The sequence below is a fragment of the Bacteroides sp. HF-162 genome (assembly GCF_015679285.1).
Classification (GTDB): Bacteria; Bacteroidota; Bacteroidia; order Bacteroidales; family Bacteroidaceae; genus Bacteroides; species Bacteroides uniformis.
The window spans coordinates 1,701,014-1,721,121 of the sequence record NZ_CP064937.1; the positions used below are offsets into that span (position 1 = coordinate 1,701,014).

Annotated in this window: 17 protein-coding genes and 1 tRNA gene; 7 read left to right on the plus strand and 11 right to left on the minus strand. The window is 47.9% G+C overall.

Annotated features, from left to right (window positions below; all coding sequences use genetic code 11):
* Window positions 1-97: 97 nt before the first annotated feature.
* Together ITJ87_RS06715 and ITJ87_RS06720 are read left to right on the plus strand one after the other, a co-directional pair.
* Window positions 98-1,066, plus strand: a complete 969-nt coding sequence (locus tag ITJ87_RS06715; RefSeq protein ID WP_117964885.1) for a M23 family metallopeptidase — start codon at window positions 98-100, stop codon at window positions 1,064-1,066.
* 29 nt (window positions 1,067-1,095) lie between these two features.
* Entirely contained in the window at window positions 1,096-1,485 is a 390-nt protein-coding gene (locus ITJ87_RS06720) for a MerR family transcriptional regulator (RefSeq protein WP_005824060.1), read from the plus strand.
* A 17-nt stretch (window positions 1,486-1,502) separates the two neighbouring features.
* Here ITJ87_RS06720 and ITJ87_RS06725 read toward each other — a convergent pair whose 3' ends face one another.
* The 7 genes from ITJ87_RS06725 to ITJ87_RS06755 form a co-directional block, all read right to left on the minus strand.
* Entirely contained in the window at window positions 1,503-3,761 is a 2,259-nt protein-coding gene (locus ITJ87_RS06725) for a bifunctional (p)ppGpp synthetase/guanosine-3',5'-bis(diphosphate) 3'-pyrophosphohydrolase (protein ID WP_117588666.1), read from the minus strand.
* 76 nt (window positions 3,762-3,837) lie between these two features.
* Window positions 3,838-5,154 (minus strand): lytic transglycosylase domain-containing protein, encoded by a 1,317-nt coding sequence (locus ITJ87_RS06730; protein ID WP_117964881.1) that lies wholly within the window; start codon window positions 5,152-5,154, stop codon window positions 3,838-3,840.
* A 31-nt stretch (window positions 5,155-5,185) separates the two neighbouring features.
* Window positions 5,186-5,965: a DUF5683 domain-containing protein gene (locus ITJ87_RS06735; protein ID WP_117964879.1), complete on the minus strand. Its 780-nt coding sequence runs from the start codon at window positions 5,963-5,965 to the stop codon at window positions 5,186-5,188.
* Window positions 5,966-6,850, minus strand: coding sequence for a ParB/RepB/Spo0J family partition protein (locus ITJ87_RS06740; RefSeq protein ID WP_061411439.1), 885 nt, complete (start codon window positions 6,848-6,850; stop codon window positions 5,966-5,968). It lies immediately after the preceding gene.
* Window positions 6,851-7,035: 185 nt separating this feature from the next.
* Window positions 7,036-7,809 (minus strand): ParA family protein, encoded by a 774-nt coding sequence (locus ITJ87_RS06745; RefSeq protein WP_117964877.1) that lies wholly within the window; start codon window positions 7,807-7,809, stop codon window positions 7,036-7,038.
* A gap of 421 nt (window positions 7,810-8,230) precedes the next feature.
* Window positions 8,231-8,704 (minus strand): DUF456 domain-containing protein, encoded by a 474-nt coding sequence (locus ITJ87_RS06750; protein ID WP_117964875.1) that lies wholly within the window; start codon window positions 8,702-8,704, stop codon window positions 8,231-8,233.
* 45 nt (window positions 8,705-8,749) lie between these two features.
* The gene (locus ITJ87_RS06755) at window positions 8,750-10,186 is read right to left on the minus strand and encodes a DUF1080 domain-containing protein (RefSeq protein ID WP_117964873.1); all 1,437 of its coding nucleotides are present in this window, start codon (window positions 10,184-10,186) and stop codon (window positions 8,750-8,752) included.
* A gap of 157 nt (window positions 10,187-10,343) precedes the next feature.
* Between ITJ87_RS06755 and surE the strand changes: the two genes are divergently transcribed.
* The 3 genes from surE to ITJ87_RS06770 all read left to right on the plus strand — a co-directional run bounded on the left by surE (window position 10,344) and on the right by ITJ87_RS06770 (window position 13,126).
* Window positions 10,344-11,108: a 5'/3'-nucleotidase SurE gene (gene surE / locus ITJ87_RS06760; protein WP_117964871.1), complete on the plus strand. Its 765-nt coding sequence runs from the start codon at window positions 10,344-10,346 to the stop codon at window positions 11,106-11,108.
* Between the two features lie 24 nt (window positions 11,109-11,132).
* Window positions 11,133-12,278 (plus strand): lipid-A-disaccharide synthase, encoded by a 1,146-nt coding sequence (gene lpxB, locus ITJ87_RS06765; RefSeq protein ID WP_117964870.1) that lies wholly within the window; start codon window positions 11,133-11,135, stop codon window positions 12,276-12,278.
* Between the two features lie 98 nt (window positions 12,279-12,376).
* The gene (locus ITJ87_RS06770) at window positions 12,377-13,126 is read left to right on the plus strand and encodes a NigD-like protein (RefSeq protein ID WP_174646336.1); all 750 of its coding nucleotides are present in this window, start codon (window positions 12,377-12,379) and stop codon (window positions 13,124-13,126) included.
* A 117-nt stretch (window positions 13,127-13,243) separates the two neighbouring features.
* On the opposite strand, the gene ITJ87_RS06775 is transcribed toward ITJ87_RS06770, so the two are convergent.
* The 3 genes from ITJ87_RS06775 to rsfS are packed head-to-tail and all read right to left on the minus strand — an operon-like array spanning window position 13,244 to window position 16,460.
* Window positions 13,244-14,086 (minus strand): phosphatidate cytidylyltransferase, encoded by an 843-nt coding sequence (locus tag ITJ87_RS06775; protein ID WP_117599303.1) that lies wholly within the window; start codon window positions 14,084-14,086, stop codon window positions 13,244-13,246.
* Entirely contained in the window at window positions 14,076-16,091 is a 2,016-nt protein-coding gene (gene ftsH / locus ITJ87_RS06780; RefSeq protein ID WP_016274133.1) for an ATP-dependent zinc metalloprotease FtsH, read from the minus strand. Before ftsH ends, ITJ87_RS06775 begins: the two co-directional genes overlap by 11 nt.
* A gap of 9 nt (window positions 16,092-16,100) precedes the next feature.
* Entirely contained in the window at window positions 16,101-16,460 is a 360-nt protein-coding gene (rsfS, locus tag ITJ87_RS06785) for a ribosome silencing factor (RefSeq protein WP_117599304.1), read from the minus strand.
* A 217-nt stretch (window positions 16,461-16,677) separates the two neighbouring features.
* Here rsfS and ITJ87_RS06790 point away from each other — a divergent pair.
* Together ITJ87_RS06790 and ITJ87_RS06795 are read left to right on the plus strand one after the other, a co-directional pair.
* Window positions 16,678-16,748, plus strand: a tRNA-Gln gene (locus tag ITJ87_RS06790).
* A gap of 185 nt (window positions 16,749-16,933) precedes the next feature.
* Window positions 16,934-18,112, plus strand: coding sequence for a phosphoribosylaminoimidazolecarboxamide formyltransferase (locus tag ITJ87_RS06795; RefSeq protein WP_117599305.1), 1,179 nt, complete (start codon window positions 16,934-16,936; stop codon window positions 18,110-18,112).
* 88 nt (window positions 18,113-18,200) lie between these two features.
* Here the strand turns inward: ITJ87_RS06795 and ITJ87_RS06800 are convergent, their stop codons facing one another.
* Window positions 18,201-20,054, minus strand: a complete 1,854-nt coding sequence (locus ITJ87_RS06800; protein WP_117599306.1) for a DUF349 domain-containing protein — start codon at window positions 20,052-20,054, stop codon at window positions 18,201-18,203.
* Window positions 20,055-20,108 lie beyond the last annotated feature (54 nt).

Sequence of the window (20,108 nt, forward strand, 5' to 3'; positions counted from 1 at the left end):
CTACTTGCTACTTAGTCTTAATATTCTTGAAAAAACTGTGCAAAGATAGCTTGTTTTTATTACTTTTGTCGCATTGACAAGCGAAATATTTCCTAAGATGCGCAAAGTTTACTACATTTATAATCCCCAGACGCAGACGTACGACCGTATTTATCCTACCGTGAGGCAGCGGGCGCTGAGCATTCTCCGCCGTTTGTTCATCGGTATGGGGCTGGGTGCGGGCAGTTTCATCGTATTGCTGCTTATCTTCGGCTCTCCGTCGGAGAAGGAGTTGCGAAAGGAGAACAGCAAACTGCAGGCGCAGTACAACGTCCTCTCCCGCCGGCTGGACGAGGCTATGGGAGTGCTGCAAGACATACAGCAGCGTGATGACAATCTGTACCGGGTGATTTTCATGGCCGACCCTATTCCTTCTGCCATCCGTCAGGCTGGATACGGCGGTACCAACCGCTATGAGCATCTGATGGATATGGCTAACTCCGACTTGGTTATCAATACCACGCAGAAAATGGATATGATTAGCAAGCAACTCTATATCCAGTCCCGCTCCTTTGACGATGTGGTGGAGATGTGCAAGAATCATGATGAAATGCTGCGCTGCATTCCTGCCATACAGCCGGTTTCCAATAAAGACCTCCGTAAGACCGCTTCGGGTTACGGTACGCGTATCGACCCCATTTATGGTACCAGCAAGTTCCATGAGGGTATGGACTTTTCGGCTCCCCAGGGCACGGATGTCTATGCCACGGGAGATGGCACCGTGGTGCAGATGGGCTGGCAATCGGGCTATGGCAACAGAATTGTGATAGACCACGGCTTCGGTTATCAGACGGTGTATGCACACTTGCGCGATTTCCGGACGAAGTTGGGCAAGAAAGTGGTACGTGGTGAGGTCATTGGCGGGGTAGGCAGTACGGGCAAGAGTACTGGTCCGCACTTGCACTACGAAGTACACGTCAAGGGAAAAGTTGTGAATCCCGTCAACTACTACTTCATGGATCTCAGTGCTGAGGATTATGACCGCATGATACAGATTGCTGCGAACAATGGTAAGGTGCTTGATTGACGGATGATTGATAAAGAAAGGATTACATCATGTTGAATACAGATAAGAATTTGAAGTTATATTACTCCATCAGTGAGGTGGCTGCCATGTTCGACGTCAACGAATCGCTGCTCCGTTTCTGGGAAAAGGAGTTTCCGCAACTCAATCCGAAGAAAGGAGGGCGGGGAATACGCCAGTACCGTAAGGAGGACATTGAGACAGTGAAACTTATCTATCATCTGGTGAAGGAGCGCGGAATGACCTTGCCCGGCGCCCGCCAACGGATGAAAGACAATAAAGAAGCTACGATACGCAACTTTGAAATCGTAGATCGCCTGAGAGCTATCCGCGAAGAACTGGTAGGCATGAAACTGGCATTGGATGAGTTTACTTACGAGGATGTGGAGAGCTTGAAGGAAAATATTCAAGGACTGAAGTAGAATAAATACCACTCCGTTTATTCCTCTACTCTCGTCACTTGTTTTATATTCTGTATCTGCTTCAGATTATTGCAGATAGTGCGCACGTCGTCCACATCGTGTACATAGAGTTGTATCTTTCCTTCGAAGATACCGTCGTTGGTTTCGATGGTCAGTTTACGGATATTCACGTTGAGCTGGCGGGAGATGACTTGAGTTACTTCGTTCAGCAATCCCATGCTGTCTATACCTTTTATATATATGGTGACGAGGAACGACAAATCCTTGTGAGTGTCCCACTCGGTGGCGATGATACGGTTTCCGTAGCTACTCTTAAGGCGGGTGGCAACGGGGCATTGGCGCTTGTGGATGACAACACGGTTTTGCTCGTCGATGTATCCCAGTACGTCGTCACCCGGAATGGGATGGCAACAGTCGGCCATAATATAGTTCTTTGAGATGGTCTCTTCCGTCAGCTTCAGAATCTGCTTGGTGTTGATTTTCTCTTGCGGTGCTTTCTCTTCCGGTTGTTCTTTGGCATCCTTGTTGTCCTTGTTACCGAAGGAGAAGGTCAGGAACTTCTTCCAGTTGCTGTTCTGTTTTTCCTTGAACACATTCTTGTCGGCATCGCCCAGCACAACCCGCTTGTTACCAATGGCAACGAACAACTCGTCTCGGGTGTGGAAGCCGTGCAGCCTGGTCAGTTTGTCCAGAGCGGCATCATCCATACGTATATCCTCGTTTTTGAAGAATTCGTTCAGTATGGTTTCACCTTCTTTTTGATAGGCTTTTGCTTCTTTACGCAAGATGGCGGCAATCTTGGTACGGGCACGGGCAGTGGTGGCATATACTTCCCACTCCGGCTGCACGCGTTGCGATTTGGAGGTCAATATCTCTACCTGGTCACCGCTTTGCAGTTTGTGGCTTAGGGGGACCAATTTGTGGTTTACCTTGGCGCCGATGCAGTGGCTGCCGATGTCGGTATGCAAGGAGAAGGCAAAGTCCAGTGCCGTAGAGTTCTGCGGCATGGTCTTGAGGTCGCCTTTCGGGGTGAAGACGAAAATTTCCGACGCGAACAAGTTTAGTTTGATGGTATCGAGAAAGTCGATGGCGTCCGGTTGCGGGTCATCCAGAATTTCTTTGATGGTACGCAGCCATTTCTCCAGTTCGCCTTCATCTTCGCTGCCTCCGCCTTCTTTGTATTTCCAGTGGGCGGCAAAGCCTTGTTCGGCAACGTCATTCATACGCTCACTGCGGATTTGTACTTCAATCCATTGCCCGTTGTTACCCATAAGGGTGACGTGCAGGGCTTGGTAGCCGTTGGCTTTGGGATGGCTCACCCAGTCGCGCAGGCGGTCGGGGTGGGGCTTGTATATCTTGGATATGGAGACGTAGATGTCGAAGCAGTCGTTTAGCTCTTCCTCTATATTGCGAGGCTCGAAGATGATGCGGACAGCAAGCAGGTCATAGATTTCCTCGAAGGGGACATGTTTGGTCTGCATTTTGTTCCAGATGGAGTAGATGGACTTTACACGGGCAAGGATACGGTATTTCAGTCCCATTTTGTCCAGTTGCGCCCGTATCGGAGCGGTGAACTCATTGAATACCTTGTCGCGCTCCACAGCGGTGGCTTCCAGTTTCTCTTCTATCTCGTGGTACTCTTCCGGATGTTCGTACTTGAAGCTCAGGTTTTCCAGTTCTGTCTTGATTTTGTACAAGCCGAGGCGGTTGGCGAGAGGAGCATAGATGTAGAGTGTTTCGCCTGCAATCTTAAACTGTTTGTTGGGCAGCATGGAGCCGAGTGTACGCATGTTATGCAAACGGTCGGCTATCTTGATAAGGATAACCCGGATATCGTCGGACATGGTGAGCAGCAGCTTCTTGAAGTTCTCCGCCTGCGCCGAGGCACGGTCGCCGAAGATACCGCCGGAAATCTTTGTCAGCCCGTCTACAATCTGGGCGATTTTGGGACCGAAGATGTTTTCGATATCCTCTACGGTGTAGTCAGTGTCTTCCACCACATCGTGCAGCAATGCCGAGCATATGGAAGTAGACCCCAGTCCTATCTCATTACAGACAATCTTTGCCACAGCAATGGGGTGCATGATGTAGGGCTCGCCGGAACGACGCTTGATGCCCTTATGCGCCTGGTTGGCAAAGTTGAATGCTTTGGTTATTATTTCGATGCGCTTGCGGTGTTTGGTGGCCAAATAGTCGTTCAACAGTTCTTGGAATGCTTGTTCGATCATTTCCTCTTCGGCTTTTTCCTTTTCCTTCTGACTTATATTTTCTTCCATATACTGCTTTCTCCTTTCTTCACTTCACTTTTTGCAAAAATAAGCAATTTTCAACACCGGGCAAGCGTTTATGTCTTTATTTATAAATCTTCAAGCGCTTTCCTGCGGAGATTCTGGTACTACGCAATCCATTCCAACTTTTTAACTGATTGACTGTGACGCCGTATTTTCGTGCAATGCTGCCGAGATTGTCACCCTTGCGTATCTTGTAGTAAGTGACATTCCCCGTAGTGGTACTGCTTTTGCTGCTGCGTGCCGTCGGGCGTGTATTGGAAACGGCCACGACTCTGCGGTTCTTGAACAGCTCATTGCTGCGGTGGGCATAGATTGTATCTTGTTTGTCGATGAAGGCACTGATATAATTGATGGGGAGGCGTAGCGTCTGTGGCTTGCTCTCTCCGGGGATGATACTTTTCTTGAATTGAGGATTCAGACTCTTTATCTGATCCAGACTGATGCCGCATAGGTCGGAAATCTGTTCGAAATGAAGGTTACGGCTTACCTGCACCGTATCGGTTGCTTCCGGAATGTCGGTTTCCATGGGGCAGATGTTGTGCTTGCAGTAGTAGGTCATTACGTAGTTGGCGGCAATGAAGGCGGGCACGTAGCCACGTGTCTCTTTGGGCAGATAGTTGTAGATTTCCCAATAATCGGTTTTCCCTCCCGAACGACGGATGGCTTTGTTGATGGTGCCCGGACCGCAGTTATAGGCGGCAATCACCAGGTTCCAGTCTTTGTAAATGTCGTACATGTCCTTCAGGTAGCGTGCTGCCGCCCAGGTTGCCTTTATCGGGTCGCGGCGTTCGTCTACGAGGCTATTGCTTTCCAGTCCGTATATCTTCCCGGTGGCGAGCATAAACTGCCATAGTCCGCAAGCTCCAGCGCGGGATACGGCAGAAGGGTTGAGAGCGGATTCTATGATGGGCAGATATTTCAGCTCGAGCGGCAGACCGTAGGCATCCAGCGCTTCTTCGAAGATGGGCATATAGAAGTTGCAGGCGCTCAGCATGAAGGCAACTTGGTTGCGCAGGCGTCCGGTATACATGTCGATGAATTTGCGTACAATCTCGTTGTACGGCATTTCCATGACGGTCGGCATGCGCGACAACCGGTCTATGTATACAGAGTCACTGAACATCGGGTTTACGGTAGAGGTGCTGCAGTCTTTTCCCAAGTCTATGTAATTCTTGGCTTTCCAGTCATTGAGCAGGCTGTCCAGCGGATAGGTCATGCTTTTGGGCAGCTCGATGGATTCCTGGCGTTCTGTACCGTTTTCGCGGATAAGTACTTCCACGCTTTCTTGCGCATGCATGGCCGGAACGGCGAAGAGGGCGCAAAACAGAAGCGAGGAACCGAGAATAATTCTTTTCATATATATGGCCTTGTGTATCATTAGGTAATAATTTATGCTTTAATTTTCGTTTTTAGAATCGGAAACTGCATTGCACGCCGACGTTCTTATTAGAGGAACCGGTCATCTGACTGTTGATTATGGCAGGTTCCACTTTCATGCTGAGGTCGGGGGTGATGTCGAAGTTGGACAGTTCTGCGTCTACGTATGCGTCGACAACGGACAATAGATATACACCGATAAAGGCGAAGATGCTCAAGTCGCGGTATCGTCGGAAGGTGTCCTTACGCTTCCGCAGTGTCTCCGTCAGCTGGCTTTCGGTATAGTTATAGTTGGGAGGCAGCAGGTCGGTAATGGTACTGGAGTTGAAATTACCATTTACGGCATCCTTGTAGGCGGCCGAATAGTCCTTGTACATCTTGCTGTTCCACGTGAGGGCATAGGCACAACCGGCAAATCCTCCATAGAAGATGGGCAGTTTCCAATATTTGCGGTTGTAGATTTGTCCACCGCCGGGAATGACGAGGGCAAGCCAGGTGGCTTTTGTGGGGTTGGGCACCCATCGCTTGGGGTCGATGGCCTTTTGCAGGCTGTCTGTAGGTACGGGCTGTTCCTTCAGGTCGGGGCTGGCGGTCATTTCCAGCATCTTCCGTTTGTTTTCGGCCGCAAGACTGTCGGCAACAGCGAGGCTGTCCCGGTTTACCACGGTGTTGAGTGTATCGGTCTGATGCCGCTGCGCACGCTTGGAAGCGGCACGCGGACGGTCCTGACCATACATAGCAATCCCTGCCGTCTGTAAAAAACAGAGCAGCAGGGTAATGGCTAACTGATATATTCTTCCTTTTTTTCTCATTTATTTCTTCAGCGTATCAAGAATGCCGATGATACGTTCCAATTCTTCTTCGTTATTGAACGGGATACTGATTTTGCCTTTTCCTTTCTCCGAGCAGGTGAGTTGCACCTTGGTACTGAAAAAGCCCGAGAGTTGTTGTTTCAGCATATTGAATTCTTCGGGCAGTTTGGCGCGCTTGGGAGCAATCTTACGACCACCGCTTTTCACGGTTTCGCCTTCACTCAGTGACTTTACTATTTCTTCCACTTTGCGTACGGAATACCCGTGCTCCAGGATTTCCTCGAAAATCTTTACTTGCAGTTTGGGGTCGCCGAGCGTTACCAACGCGCGGGCATGTCCCATGTCTATCTGCTTGTTCTGCAGCCCCATCTGGACGGGAGCTGGCAGTTTGAGCAGCCGCAGGTAATTGGCGATGGTGGTGCGCTTCTTGCCTACACGTTCGCTGAGGCGCTCTTGCGTCAGCCCGTATTGCTCCAATAGATGCTGGTAAGCGAGAGCTATTTCTACGGAGTTCAAGTCTTCGCGCTGTATGTTTTCGATGAGCGCCATTTCCATGACGTTCTCATCGTCTGCAGTGCGGATATAGGCGGGGATGCTGGTCAGTCCGGCAAGCTGCGAAGCGCGGAAACGACGCTCGCCGGCGATAATCTGGTATTCGTCGTCGCTAAGCTTGCGCAGGGTGATGGGCTGTATGATGCCGATTTCGGAGATGGAATCAGCTAACTCCTGCAACGCAACCGGGTCGAATTCATGACGGGGCTGGTTGGGATTGACCGTAATCTTCGACAACTCTATTTCATTGATAGAAGAGGAGCCTTCGGTCTTTACTTCATCCATGGAGAAGAGGGCGTCCAGCCCGCGTCCTAATGCATTTCTTTGTGCCATCTATTTATTTACTATTTATTCCCTACGGTCATGACACATTTCTTATCTTTGACACATAGGTACGTTGACGATTTACAATTTACTATTTAGCCATACGGGGTGATTTTGTTGTGTATTGTAAATATGGTATTTATCACTACCCCCTAATCATTAATCACTAACTGCTTATTCCTTATCCCTAACCGCTAATCCCTTCTTTCGTTTCTGCTTATCAGCTCCTTGGCAAGTGCCATGTGGTTCTTGGCTCCGGTTGAGTCTGCGTCATAGAGAATGGTGGGCAGGCCGTAGCTGGGAGCTTCGCTCAGTTTCACATTACGCTGGATGACGGTGTTGAACACCAATTCCTGGAAGTGGCGTTTCACTTCATCGTAAATCTGGTTGGCTTGGCGCAGACGCGAGTCGTACATCGTCAGCAGGAAGCCTTCGATTTCGAGGGCAGGGTTCAGCTTGGACTTGATGATTTTAATGGTATTCAGCAATTTGCTGATGCCTTCTAGTGCAAAATATTCCGCTTGTACGGGGATGATTACTGAATCGGCGGCAGTCAGTGCGTTGACCGTAATCAGGCCCAAAGACGGGGAACAGTCTATCAAGATATAGTCAAATTCATTCTTCAGCGGAGCGAGTACCTCTTTCAGTATCTTTTCGCGGTTTTTCAGATTGAGCATCTCTATTTCGGCACCTACCAGATTGATGTGGGAGGAGATTACCTTCAGTGTGTCTATCTCCGTGTCATGAAGGGCTTCGCGTACGTCTGCACGGTCAATAATGCACTCGTAGATAGTACATTCCGACTGCTTGATGTCCACACCCAATCCTGAGGAGGCATTGGCCTGAGGGTCGGCATCCACAACGAGCACTTTCTTTTCAAGTGTGGCGAGTGAGGCTGCGAGGTTGATCGTCGTCGTAGTCTTGCCTACACCACCCTTTTGGTTAGCCATAGCAATTATTTTTCCCATAATCTCAATATTTATTGGCAGCGAAATAAGTGATAATTCCGGATAGCGCCTACAAATTTGGAGAAAGATTGCAAAAACGGTTGATAAGTCGGCTGTTTTGTTAATAACTCACAGACGTTTACCGCTGTTTTTCTTCCTGTAAATTACTCGTAAAGCGTTCTTTCTCTGTTTAGTGGGCAAATATACGTATTTATCTTGAAATGAAGCTGTTTTTTTGTCTCGCTTGCAGAAGATTAAGATTTGTAAACCAATGGAAGACATTGGCTTGGACTATTCTCTCTACTTGCATGAGATGTACATCTCGTGTTGTTTGAGACGGGCATCTCATGTTGCTCGAGATGCACATCTCATGCAGATGGACTACTGTGTGGATGGCGGTCGGCAGATAAGTTGTTCCCAGGCGGAAGGAGAGGAGATGGTGTCAGACCAAGGCTTTGACGAACTCCCAGCAGAAGTATGCACATATGACACATTTCACTACTGTGCCCAGCAAGAATCCAAGCAGCGAGCCCAGCCCCGATTTCAAGGCCTGGTCTGTCTTGCTGCCTCCCATCAGTTCGCCGGCAAAGGCTCCGAGAAAGGGGCCGAGGATGATGCCCCAAGGCATGAAGAACAACCCTACGATGGTGCCTATGAGGCAGCCGCGCGTTCCCCACCGACTGCCTCCGCTATATTTGCTGCCCAGCATCGGGACGAAATAATCCAGTATCTGTACAAGGACGACTGCTGCCAGCCATAGAAGTAACTGCGTGGTGGAAAACTGCGCCTTGTCCGTGAAATGTAGAAGCAACAAGCCTGCATAGGCTACGGGCGGTCCCGGAATCATAGGCAGGATACATCCTGCCAATCCGACAATCAGGCAGAGGATGCCTAAGATGATGAGAAGAATGTCCATAGGTGTATCGTTTCTGTTGGTGAAGATGACAGCGGTTGTTCCCTGCTACTCGAATCGGTTGTATATGACAATGGGGCGGGAGCGGCGTGTGCTCATCGACGGGAACCATATATCGTCGGCTGTGAGGCCGCATTGCTTGATGGCTTCGGCGCAGTATTCCAGTCGTCCGAAGTCGGCATTGACATTGTTTGTACCGAATGTGAATTTGATTCCACGTGCTTTGGCGCGACGGATAATATCGAAACTGGGAATCCGGTAGCGTGCATTGATTTCCAGAGCGATTCCATGTTGTTGCAATACATTCAATACGCGTTCAATGCGTCCGTCCGTCCAGTACTTGTCGTAATCATGCGCCATAGTATCGGGCAAGAAGGTAGGGTTGGCATAAATGTCGGCTGGCTCGTTGGTCAGAATCAGAACTGTTTGGTCGACAAGGTGGTCCATATACTGTTCAAGCGTAATGTCATCAAAGAGTGCTTCTTCGGCCCGGTAGATACGCGAATTACGTCCTTTGTGGTCTATGATGGTCATGGCGTCGGTAAACAGGTAATCGAAAATCCCCAAGGCTTCCTGCGAGAAAGTTGCCGTCCATTTGCGTCCCTCACCTTGTACACCGCACAGGAATGGCATCCCTTTTACTTCATTAAAATAGTCGTACACTTCTTTGTCATCGGCCAGCATACGTCCTACGCCTCCTTCTCCGGCATTGGGGGCGACACCATAGTTGATACCGTAATTCATGGACATGGCGTGTGCCGTTTCCTTCGTCAGCCCTCCTTTCAAGTGAACGTGGTAGTCTATAACTGGGAAATCGCGCTGCTGTAGCCTGATTATCTCATCCGTGCGCTCGTCTACCGGAGCAAGCGTGTCGGCTTCGTTGCGTGCTTCCTTGGCAAGCTGTTCGATGGCGAGATTCCGGAATGACACTTCGCCGTGTATGCCTTGCAAGGCTATGGAACCTTGACTCAACAGTTGCCGGGCGTGCTCCTCTGTGCGATATGGATGTTCGGGTTCGGTATAGCAGACAACTTCGGTTCCGTTAATGCAGACAATGATGTTTTGTCCGCGTACGGTTATCTCGAAGTCAAACCATTCTCCATCTTTTGCGAGTGAGCGATAGAGGTTGCGCACCGAGGCGAGTGAGCCGCTCTTGCGTGTGCCGTCGATGTCTCCGTTACGGAATATCATTTCATAACCGGACTCGCCGTCCGTATGAAAGAGGAGGCCTGCTTCGGAGCCGGGTTGTGTGAGGGCTTCTCCGGTGAGTCGGAAATTTTGGTATTCTTTGTCGTTGAAGAGCTTCCGGTCTTCTGCAATGACCGGGTCTGCCGTGTGAAGCGTAGATGTCCCGTCATTCCATTGGTCAAGTGGCTCGGGAGAACTGCTCCTGCCACAGCTTGTCAGGGTTGTTAGAAACAGAATAATTGCGGCAGCTGCCGTCTCGATGCGTGCAGCAATGGTAGAATGGCAAAAAGTGTTCATTATAGCATGGATTTTATGAATGATTATATTCCAATTATTGTCGGTACAAAGTTAGCCTTTTCTGAAAATATCTTTGAATACAAAAGAATTATTATCTTTGTAGTATTCTGTTTAAAGCCTTTTTAGCTACTTTTGCACGATAATAAAAAAGAAAGTTATGGAAAATCAGAGACCTTTGATATTGATTTCCAATGATGACGGCATCATTGCGAAAGGTATTAGCGAGTTAATCAAATTCCTCCGTCCGCTGGGTGAGATTGTGGTAATGGCGCCGGATGCACCCCGCTCTGGAAGTGCGTGTGCGCTGACAGTAACGGAACCTATCCACTACCAGCTGGTTCGTAAGGATGTTGGGCTGACGGTATACAAGTGTTCCGGTACGCCGACCGACTGTGTGAAGCTGGCTTTTCATACGGTGCTCGACCGCAAGCCCGACTTGGTGGTAGGCGGCATCAATCATGGCGACAATTCTTCCGTAAACCTGCATTATTCCGGTACGATGGGCGTTGTGATAGAGGGATGCCTGAAAGGAGTGCCTTCCATTGGATTCTCTCTTTGCAGCCATGAGCCGAACGCTGATTTTGAGCCTGCAGGTCCTTACATCCGAGAGATAACCCGGCTGGTATTGGAGAAAGGACTCCCTCCGTTGACGTGCCTCAATGTCAACTTCCCCGATACCAAAGAACTGAAGGGTGTGAAGATTTGCGAACAAACCAAAGGGCAATGGACTAATGAATGGGAAAACTTTGCCCATAGAGGAGATGCCCATTACTACTGGCTGACCGGTGAGTTTGAGAACAACGATGCCGAAAATGAGAAGAATGACCATTGGGCGCTTGATAACGGTTATGTGGCAATCACCCCGACCACGGTGGATGCAACGGCATACGGCTTGATTGATGAACTGAAAGCATGGTTCTGAATTAATTGACAATTATCAATTGATATGAAGTATTACTTGATTGTCGGTGAAGCTTCCGGCGACCTGCATGCCTCCCATCTGATGGCTGCATTGAAGGAGGAGGACTCGCAAGCGGAGTTCCGTTTCTTCGGAGGCGACCTCATGGCTGCAGTGGGCGGTGTGATGGTGAAGCATTACAAAGAGTTGGCGTATATGGGGTTCATTCCCGTATTGCTGCATCTGCGCACCATCTTTGCCAATATGAAGCGCTGCAAGGAGGATATTGTTGCGTGGCAGCCGGATGTGCTGATTTTGGTGGACTATCCGGGCTTTAATCTGGATATAGCCAAGTTTGTCCATGCCAACACGAGGATTCCTGTCTTTTATTATATCTCTCCCAAGATTTGGGCATGGAAGGAATACCGCATCAAGAATATTAAACGGGATGTAGATGAGCTGTTCTCCATCCTACCGTTCGAGGTGGAGTTTTTTGAAGGGAAGCACGGGTATCCGATACGTTATGTCGGCAATCCGACAGTGGATGAAGTGACGGCTTTTCTTGCTTCCAGCTCAGAGACATTCGACGACTTTGTCCGGGCAAACGGACTTCCTACCAAACCCATTATTGCTCTGCTGGCTGGTAGCCGCAAGCAGGAAATCAAGGACAATCTGCCCGACATGCTTCGTGCGGCAGCTTCTTTTCCCGATTATCAACTGGTGCTGGCCGGTGCTCCGGGTATTTCCCCCGAGTATTATAAACGTTATGTGGGTGGGGCGGACGTGAAGATTATCTTCAACAAGACATACCCTTTGTTGAGGCAGGCAGAGGCTGCACTGGTCACTTCGGGGACGGCAACGCTGGAAACAGCTCTGTTCCGTGTGCCGCAAGCGGTGTGCTACCATACTCCGATAGGAAAGGTTATCGCTTTCCTGAAGCGGCATATACTGAAAGTGAAGTACATTTCCCTGGTCAATCTCATAGCCAACCGGGAGGTGGTGAAAGAGCTGGTTGCAGATACCATGACGGTAGAGCAGGTACGCTCGGAGCTGAACCGCATTTTGTACGATAAGGAATACCGCCGTCAGATGCTCGAGGGATATGAGTATATGGCATCCCGTCTGGGAGAGGCAGGGGCACCCAAACATGCTGCCCGCGAGATGGTGGCATTACTGAGAAAGAGGGAAGAATAATCGAAAAATTAAGAATTTGTTAAAATGGGAAAAGCCGGTGCAGTAAATGCCCGGCTTTTGTATTTTCTATACAGAAACAAATGAAAAGGACTTTGATTATGAAAAAGCTACATTGGTTATTTATGGCAATATGTTTGGCAGTGATGCCCGCTTTGCAATCATGTGATGATAACGACGGATATTCTTTGGGTGATTTCACCCCGCCTTTGTGGGCTACTGTGCGTGTTACGGGAAATGCCTTTTATTTAAACTGCGATGTCTGGGGGACACTCTGGCCGGTGAATACGGACATTGGGTGGTATGATGCTGTGGATGGGCAGCGTGTGATTACCATGTTCAATCCTTTGTGGGACGACTATGCAGGGTATGACCATGCTGTGAAATTGTTACGCTTGCAGAATGTTCTGACGAAAGAGGTGGAGACGCTGACTCCCGAAACAGAAGAGGAGTTCGGCAATGATTCCGTACTTATATATAAAGGTGACATTACCATTAGCGGTGGCTATATGAACATTTTTTTCATGCAGAACCTGCCGTCTTCGGCTGATAATAAACATCGCATCAGTCTGGTACGTCCGCAAGAAGATGATGCTTTGTATGGTGAAGACGGATACATCCACTTGGAACTCCGCTATAACGACTATGATGACTTGACGGGTTATCGCAGCCCCGGTGCTGTTTCTTATAATCTGAACAGTCTGGACATTCCCTTTGAAACCAAAGGTATCAAGTTGAAACTCAATTCAGAGGAGAATGGAGAGGTGGAAGTAACCTTTGATTTGAAAACTGTGGGTACTAATGAAAAGTTGACTACTAATGTGGATTTGTCCAATATGCAGTTGAAGTAAGAAAGAGTTTGCGAGAGTATATAGTTAGAAAGAGCACCCGGGATTTTGATGTCATTCACCTTGCCCGGGTGCTCTTTTTATATTTGTTTTATGTAAGTTTGGTCATGTGAGTCGTCGTTAGAACATCGTCAAGGCATATAGATAAACAACTGCTGCAGGAATTGCCATCAGTGCACTGTCGAAACGGTCGAGCATCCCTCCATGCCCCGGCAGAATGTTACCGGAATCCTTTATGCCCAATTGGCGTTTCATGAGTGATTCGGTCAGATCGCCCCAAGTGCCGAAAATGACGACAACGATTGCCAGACCTACCCATTGCCATTCTGACATAAATGGAAAGAAGTGTGCAAAGCCAAGAGAGGAGGCGATGGAGAATATTCCGCCGCCGATGCTGCCCTCCCAAGATTTTTTAGGTGAGATACGTTCGAACAGACGGTTTTTGCCTATCAGCGAACCTACGCAATAGGCACCTGTATCGCTCAACCAGATAAATACGAAAATGGAAAGCGGTAGAATAGGGTTATAGGTTACACTGCCCGTTTCCGAGGAATTTTGAAAAGCAAGTACGTTCAGCAGGGCAAAGGGGAGTGCCACGTATAATTGGCTTAGCATGGAGTAGGCCCAGTTACCCGTCGGATTCTTTTTCTTGAGGTAAAGTTCCGTAATCATCATGTAGAGCAATAGTCCCAAATAAGGAAGGAATACCCGTGCTCCTACAGACTGCTGGGTACAGAAACTCATTAATGCAAGGAAAAGGTAGGCTCCCCCCAATGCAGTGATGGTTTTGTTAATGCTTACTTCGCCGCTTTTGCTGACTAATTGGGCAAACTCATGTACGCTCAGTGCGCTGATAATGGTGAACAGTATACCGAACGAAAGGGGGCTGTAAAGAATACAGCCCACCAATACTATGACGAATAACACGCCGGTAACGGCACGTTGGATAAAGTTATTTTTCATGCTTTTCTTCTTCTTCCTTGACTTCCTTTTCTGCTTCTATGGCTTTTTGCTCTTCTTCTTGCTCTGCTTTTTTTAGCTCGGCAGCAGTCTTGTTTGCACTGATTTCCTCCGAGCGGGAAGCCCATGGACGTTTCCCAAAGATGTGCTCAACGTCTTCGGCAAAGATTACTTCTTTGTCAATCAGCAGTTGTGCCAGCCGGTTGTGCCCTTCTTGGTTTTCGGACAATATTTTCTTGGCACGTTCGTACTGTTCGTTGACCATCTGCTTCACTTCTTCGTCAATCAGTTCCGCAGTCTTTTCGCTATACGGGCGGTTGAAGGAATATTCCTCATTATTATAGTAACAGAGATTGGGGAGTTTTTCGCTCATACCCAGATAGGCAATCATACCGTACGCCTGCTTGGTCACGCGTTCCAAGTCATTCATGGCTCCGGTGGATATTCTACCTAAGAATAGGTCTTCGGCAGCACGTCCTCCCAAGGTGGCACACATCTCATCAAGCATCTGTTCCTTGGTGGTGATTTGCCGTTCTTCCGGCAGATACCAAGCCGCGCCCAAAGCGCGTCCACGGGGTACAATGGTTACTTTAATCAGTGGATTGGCGTATTCCAGTAACCAGGAGATACTGGCATGGCCGGCTTCGTGTATGGCAATGGAACGGCGTTCGGCCTCGGTAGTGATTTTGGTTTTCTTTTCCAACCCACCCACAATACGGTCTACAGCGTCCAGGAAGTCTTGCTTTCCGACAAACTTTTTGCCGTGGCGGGCGGCTATCAAAGCTGCTTCGTTACATACATTGGCAATGTCTGCCCCCGAGAATCCGGGAGTCTGGCGTGCCAGAAGGTCTACATCCACACTATTGTCTATCTTGATGGGGCGCAGGTGTACACCGAATACTTCCTTACGCTCATTAAGGTCGGGTAGGTCTACATGTATTTGGCGGTCAAAACGTCCGGCACGCAACAATGCCTTATCCAAAACGTCCACACGGTTGGTGGCGGCTAAGATGATAACACCACTGTTGGAGCCGAAACCGTCCATCTCGGTCAGTAACTGGTTCAATGTGTTCTCGCGCTCGTCGTTGCCACCCATAGCGGCTGCTTTGGCACGGGCACGCCCTACAGCGTCAATCTCGTCGATAAACACGATACAAGGCGCTTTTTCCTTTGCTTGGCGGAACAAATCGCGGACACGGGAAGCTCCCACGCCGACAAACATTTCTACAAAGTCGGAACCTGCCAAAGAGAAGAAAGGTACGTTGGCTTCTCCGGCCACAGCCTTTGCAAGCAGGGTCTTTCCGGTTCCCGGAGGGCCTACTAGCAAAGCGCCTTTGGGTATCTTACCTCCCAAATCGGTATATTTCTGGGGCTCTTTCAAGAACTCGACAATTTCTTCTACCTCTTGCTTGGCTTCGGCAAGTCCTGCCACATCTTTGAATGTAATCTTGATGGGGGAACCTTTTTCAAACAATTGGGCCTTGGACTTTCCTACGCTGAAGATGCCTCCACCTCCACCCATGCCTCCACCACCGCTCATGCGGCGGGACATGAAAATCCAGAAACCGATAAGGAATGCAAAAGGGAGAATCTGCCATAGAATGGCACCGAAGTAGTTCCGTTTTTTTTCGTAGTTAATAGAACCGTCAAAGTGGGCGTCGTCTCTTTCCTTTTGCAGGAAATTGCCCAGGCTCTCGCGTGAAGGGGCCTCGGTCGTAATAAGCGGATTCTTACCTACGCGACTGGAGTCCTGACGAAATACGTTTCCTACGTGTTGCGGTTTGACGTATGCTTCGACAGAATTGTCGTCGTAGCCGATGACTTTGCTTATATAACCGTCTCGTACATATTGCTGGAATTCATCATAAGAAATATTTTTAGTTGCCGTACCACTTTCATTAGTCAGGTACAACCCCAGCAACATCATTGCTATAATCATATACAGCCAGTTCAGGTTGAACTTGGGCATATTCACTTTATTGGGTTTCTTGTTGGTATTATTGTCCATACGTTTTGATTAATCGAGGTCAGGAATTTGAGTTAATTTGGCGTCTGCCCAAAGGTGTTCCAGATTGTAGAATTCCCTTGTTTCAGGCAGGAAGACATGCACCAATATGTCCGGGTAGTCCATAGCTACCCATTCGGCATTGCGCAGCCCGTCTACGGCAAAGGGCTTGGTGTCGGCACCCTTGCGTGTGAAGTCCCTGATGGATTCTACAATGGCTGTCACTTGGCTGGGAGAGTTTCCTTGGCAGATGACGAAATAATTGCATATTGTATCGTCGATTTTTGTCAGATCTGCGATGACGATTTTTTTTCCTTTTTTATCTTGAATACCTTCTGTTATCTGTTGAATCAGTTTTTTCGTTTCGTTCATTATACAGTATTATATTAAAACTGTTGACAAATATACGTTGATTTCTCATATCAAACACGCAAAAGAGGAAAACTCTTTCAATTTTTGATTTTTTTTAGTTATATAATCCTTTGGATTACGGTATCTTATCAGTTTTTTGCGAAAAAAATACTCGTTTTTGTTTTGATTTATAGAAATCTTTGTATCTTTGCAACCGCAAAACGGAAATAACAATAATTGGGCTATGGTGTAATGGTAACACTACAGATTCTGGTCCTGTCATTCCTGGTTCGAATCCAGGTAGCCCAACTATCAAACAGCTTATTTAAGTCAAAAAACCACTAAAATCGCAAGTTTTAGTGGTTTTTTCGTTACTGTTCAATCATGTACGAAAATTTCAGTGTAGGCATTCGGTGGCAAATTCAGTGACAAGGCTTCTGTAAGCCGGAAATATTCTGTAAATTTGTAGCATTTCAACATTAAAGCAGAATTTTATGGCAAAAGAATTAGCACTGAAGTACGGCTGTAACCCTAACCAGAAGCCGGCTCGCATTTTCATGCAGGAGGGGGAGTTACCTATTGAGGTTCTGAACGGACGTCCGGGGTATATTAATTTTATGGATGCCTTGAATGGATGGCAGTTGGTAAAGGAACTGAAAGAGGCGACCGGTATGCCTGCTGCAACTTCATTCAAGCACGTCAGTCCGGCGGGGGCCGCCATCGGTTTGGAACTCGACGAAATAATGAAGAAGATTTATTTTGTGGATAATCTTCCGCTCTCTCCGCTTGCTTGCGCATATGTGCGTGCCCGCGGTGCCGACCGTATGTCTTCTTATGGTGACTTTATCGCTTTGAGTGATGTGTGCGACGAGGCTACTGCACGTTTTATTAACCGCGAGGTCTCGGATGGCGTTATTGCTCCGGGGTATACGGACGAAGCACTGGCTATCTTGAGGGAAAAGCGTAAAGGAACTTACAATGTGATTCAGATAAGTCCCGGCTATAAGCCTGCCCCGATTGAACATAAGGATGTCTTTGGTATCACGTTTGAGCAGGGACGTAATGAGATAAAGCTGAATGGAGATGAACTCTTTGCGAATATTCCTACTCGGAATAAGAATTTCCCGGAAGCAGCGAAACGTGATTTGATGATAGCCCTTATCACTTTGAAATATACGCAGTCGAATTCTGTATGCTATGTGAAGGACGGTCAGGCTATCGGTATTGGTGCCGGCCAGCAGAGCCGTATCCACTGTACTCGCTTGGCGGGCAACAAGGCCGACATTTGGTATTTACGCCAGCATCCGAGGGTGTTGAATTTGCCATGGGTAGAGAAAATCCGCCGTGCCGACCGTGATAATACGATTGATGTCTATATCAGTGAAGACCATGACGATGTGCTGGCTGATGGCGTTTGGCAGCAGTTCTTTACGGAGAGACCTGAAGTGCTGACTCGTGAAGAAAAACGGGCTTGGTTGGATACATTGAAAGGTGTTTCTTTGGGTTCGGATGCATTCTTTCCTTTTGGAGACAATATTGAGCGTGCCCATAAGAGTGGAGTAGATTACATTGCCCAAGCGGGTGGTTCTGTACGCGATGACCATGTGATTGAAACTTGCGATAAATATGGCATTGCCATGACGTTCACGGGTATCCGTCTGTTCCATCATTGATAAGACTTAATAAAAAAGTAGACCCGCCCCTACAGCTATACAGCCGTGGGGGCGGGTCTACTTTTTTATTAAGTCTTATCTTGTTGCGTTATCCTTGATTTTTGATATTCTCGTCCACCACTTTTATCTTTTCTTTTACAAGTTCGATATCTGCTTTCAGCTTTTCCACCTTACGGTTGATTTCTGTCAGCAGACTGTTTCCCTTTTTGGAAGAAGTGGTTAGGAAACCGAGATTGTTTTCATATGTCTGAAGCTCGTTCTTCATATTGTCGAAGGCACGTACCAGCTTCTCACGTTCCCGGTAAAGGGCTTGTGGACTACCTTCCTGAATGGAGCTGATAGTCGACTTGAAGTTGCTTAGCTTCTTGTTGGAGGCGCTGATGTTGAAGCGTTCAAACAATTTGTCTACCTGGCTGTGGTATTGCTTATAGATTCGGTCTTTCTCTTTGAAAGGTACATGTCCTACGCCGTTCCACTCTTTCATGAGGTCGCGTACCAGTTGGGTAGCTTCCTCCGTATCCATTTGGTCATCGATAACATTCAGTTTCTCGATGATGGCTTTTTTCTTTTCCAGATTTTCCTGCTCTACGCTGCGCTGTGAAGAAGTGGCTTTGTTCTTTTGTTCGAAGAAGTAGTCACAAGCGGAGATGAAACGTTTCCATACGGCATCCGAATATTTTTTTGCTACCGGACCAATGGTTTTCCATTCTTTCTGAAGTTTGGTCAGTTCATCGGCGGTTGCTTTCCAGTCGGTACTGTCCTTCAGAGCTTCTGCTTTTTCGCACAAGGCACGCTTCTTTTCCAGGTTTTCGTTCATACCTTCCTTCAGGCTCTTGAAGAACTCTCCCTTTCTACGGAAGAACTCGTCGCACGCTTTGCGGAAACGTTCGAAAATCTTCACGTTCATTTTTTGCGGAGCGAAACCAATGGTTTTCCATTTGTTTTGAAGTGCGATGACTTCTTGCGTCTTGCTCTCCCAAGAAGCAAAGCTTGTCAGTTCTTTGTAGTCAATGGCTTCTATGATTTCGCAAATTACAGTCTTTTGGTCAAGATTGTGCTGTTCCACTTCCTTCAATGCTTCGAAATGTTGCTGGTGACGTCGGTTTACGGTTGTAGAGGCAGCTTTGAAACGTGCCCAGATTTCGTCGCGTAGTTCCTTGGCTACCGGCCCTGTATCACGAAATTCTTGATGTAGCTTCTGTAACTGATGGAAAGCTGAAACTACATCCTCTTCATCCGCCAGCTTTTCGGCAGCTTCACAGAGATGTGTCTTGATTTCCAAATTCTTCTTGAAATCGTATTCGCGGAATTCATTGTTCAGTTTCAGAAGGTCATAGAATTTCTCAACATACAATTGGTAGTTTTTCCAAAGCTCGTTGACCTTAGCTTGCGGAACGAGTTTAACTTCGTTCCATTGCTGCTGTAGTTTCTTGAACTCCGTATAGCTCTTGTTGGCGTCATCTGGAGATTCAACCAGCTCCTTCAGCTCTTCGATGATGGAAAGCTTTACCTGCAGGTTCATTTCCTTTTGCTTCTCCAGTTCGGCTGTGAGTGCACTTCTTTTTTCTTTGATGACGGACATGATATTCTTGAACTCTTCCTCCACACAGTCTGTTTGTGGAACAAAGTTCTCCGCGGCGCCTCCGTTTTCAATGAACAGTTTTCTGGCCGCATCCTGCTCAGCATTGTGCAGCTTGTAGAAAGATTGCTTCAAACCGTCTATTTCAGGTTTTGCCACGTTCTCCACGTCTGCAACCACCTCTTTGAGTTTGGCAAGTATTTCCTCTTTCGTGAGCTTCAGAACTGACTCTACCGGCTTTTTTGAAACGATTTCTTCAGCGGGAGTTTCTGTTGTTGCCGGTTCAGAAACCTCTGCTGTCTTCTTTTCTTCTTCTAATTCCACCGGCTTTTCGGGGAGATTAGTGTCATGAGTGTCCGTCATTGTATTTACTTTTTTAGAAACGGGTTCCTCCCGTTCGGGTTACATTAGGCTACA

Bases quoted from the DNA above. Each gene is read 5' to 3' on its own strand.
- ITJ87_RS06725 (WP_117588666.1), bottom strand. From the start codon at position 3,761: ATGGAAGAAAATATAAGTCAGAAGGAAAAGGAAAAAGCCGAAGAGGAA.
- ITJ87_RS06750 (WP_117964875.1), bottom strand. From the start codon at position 8,704: ATGGACATTCTTCTCATCATCTTAGGCATCCTCTGCCTGATTGTCGGA.
- ITJ87_RS06795 (WP_117599305.1), top strand. From the start codon at position 16,934: ATGGCAAAAGAATTAGCACTGAAGTACGGCTGTAACCCTAACCAGAAG.
- ITJ87_RS06800 (WP_117599306.1), bottom strand. From the start codon at position 20,054: ATGACGGACACTCATGACACTAATCTCCCCGAAAAGCCGGTGGAATTA.
- ITJ87_RS06740 (WP_061411439.1), bottom strand. From the start codon at position 6,850: ATGGCACAAAGAAATGCATTAGGACGCGGGCTGGACGCCCTCTTCTCC.
- ITJ87_RS06730 (WP_117964881.1), bottom strand. From the start codon at position 5,154: ATGATACACAAGGCCATATATATGAAAAGAATTATTCTCGGTTCCTCG.
- ITJ87_RS06770 (WP_174646336.1), top strand. From the start codon at position 12,377: ATGAAAAAGCTACATTGGTTATTTATGGCAATATGTTTGGCAGTGATG.
- ITJ87_RS06720 (WP_005824060.1), top strand. From the start codon at position 1,096: ATGTTGAATACAGATAAGAATTTGAAGTTATATTACTCCATCAGTGAG.
- ITJ87_RS06775 (WP_117599303.1), bottom strand. From the start codon at position 14,086: ATGAAAAATAACTTTATCCAACGTGCCGTTACCGGCGTGTTATTCGTC.
- rsfS (WP_117599304.1), bottom strand. From the start codon at position 16,460: ATGAACGAAACGAAAAAACTGATTCAACAGATAACAGAAGGTATTCAA.
- surE (WP_117964871.1), top strand. From the start codon at position 10,344: ATGGAAAATCAGAGACCTTTGATATTGATTTCCAATGATGACGGCATC.
- ftsH (WP_016274133.1), bottom strand. From the start codon at position 16,091: ATGGACAATAATACCAACAAGAAACCCAATAAAGTGAATATGCCCAAG.
- ITJ87_RS06745 (WP_117964877.1), bottom strand. From the start codon at position 7,809: ATGGGAAAAATAATTGCTATGGCTAACCAAAAGGGTGGTGTAGGCAAG.
- ITJ87_RS06755 (WP_117964873.1), bottom strand. From the start codon at position 10,186: ATGAACACTTTTTGCCATTCTACCATTGCTGCACGCATCGAGACGGCA.
- ITJ87_RS06715 (WP_117964885.1), top strand. From the start codon at position 98: ATGCGCAAAGTTTACTACATTTATAATCCCCAGACGCAGACGTACGAC.
- lpxB (WP_117964870.1), top strand. From the start codon at position 11,133: ATGAAGTATTACTTGATTGTCGGTGAAGCTTCCGGCGACCTGCATGCC.
- ITJ87_RS06735 (WP_117964879.1), bottom strand. From the start codon at position 5,965: ATGAGAAAAAAAGGAAGAATATATCAGTTAGCCATTACCCTGCTGCTC.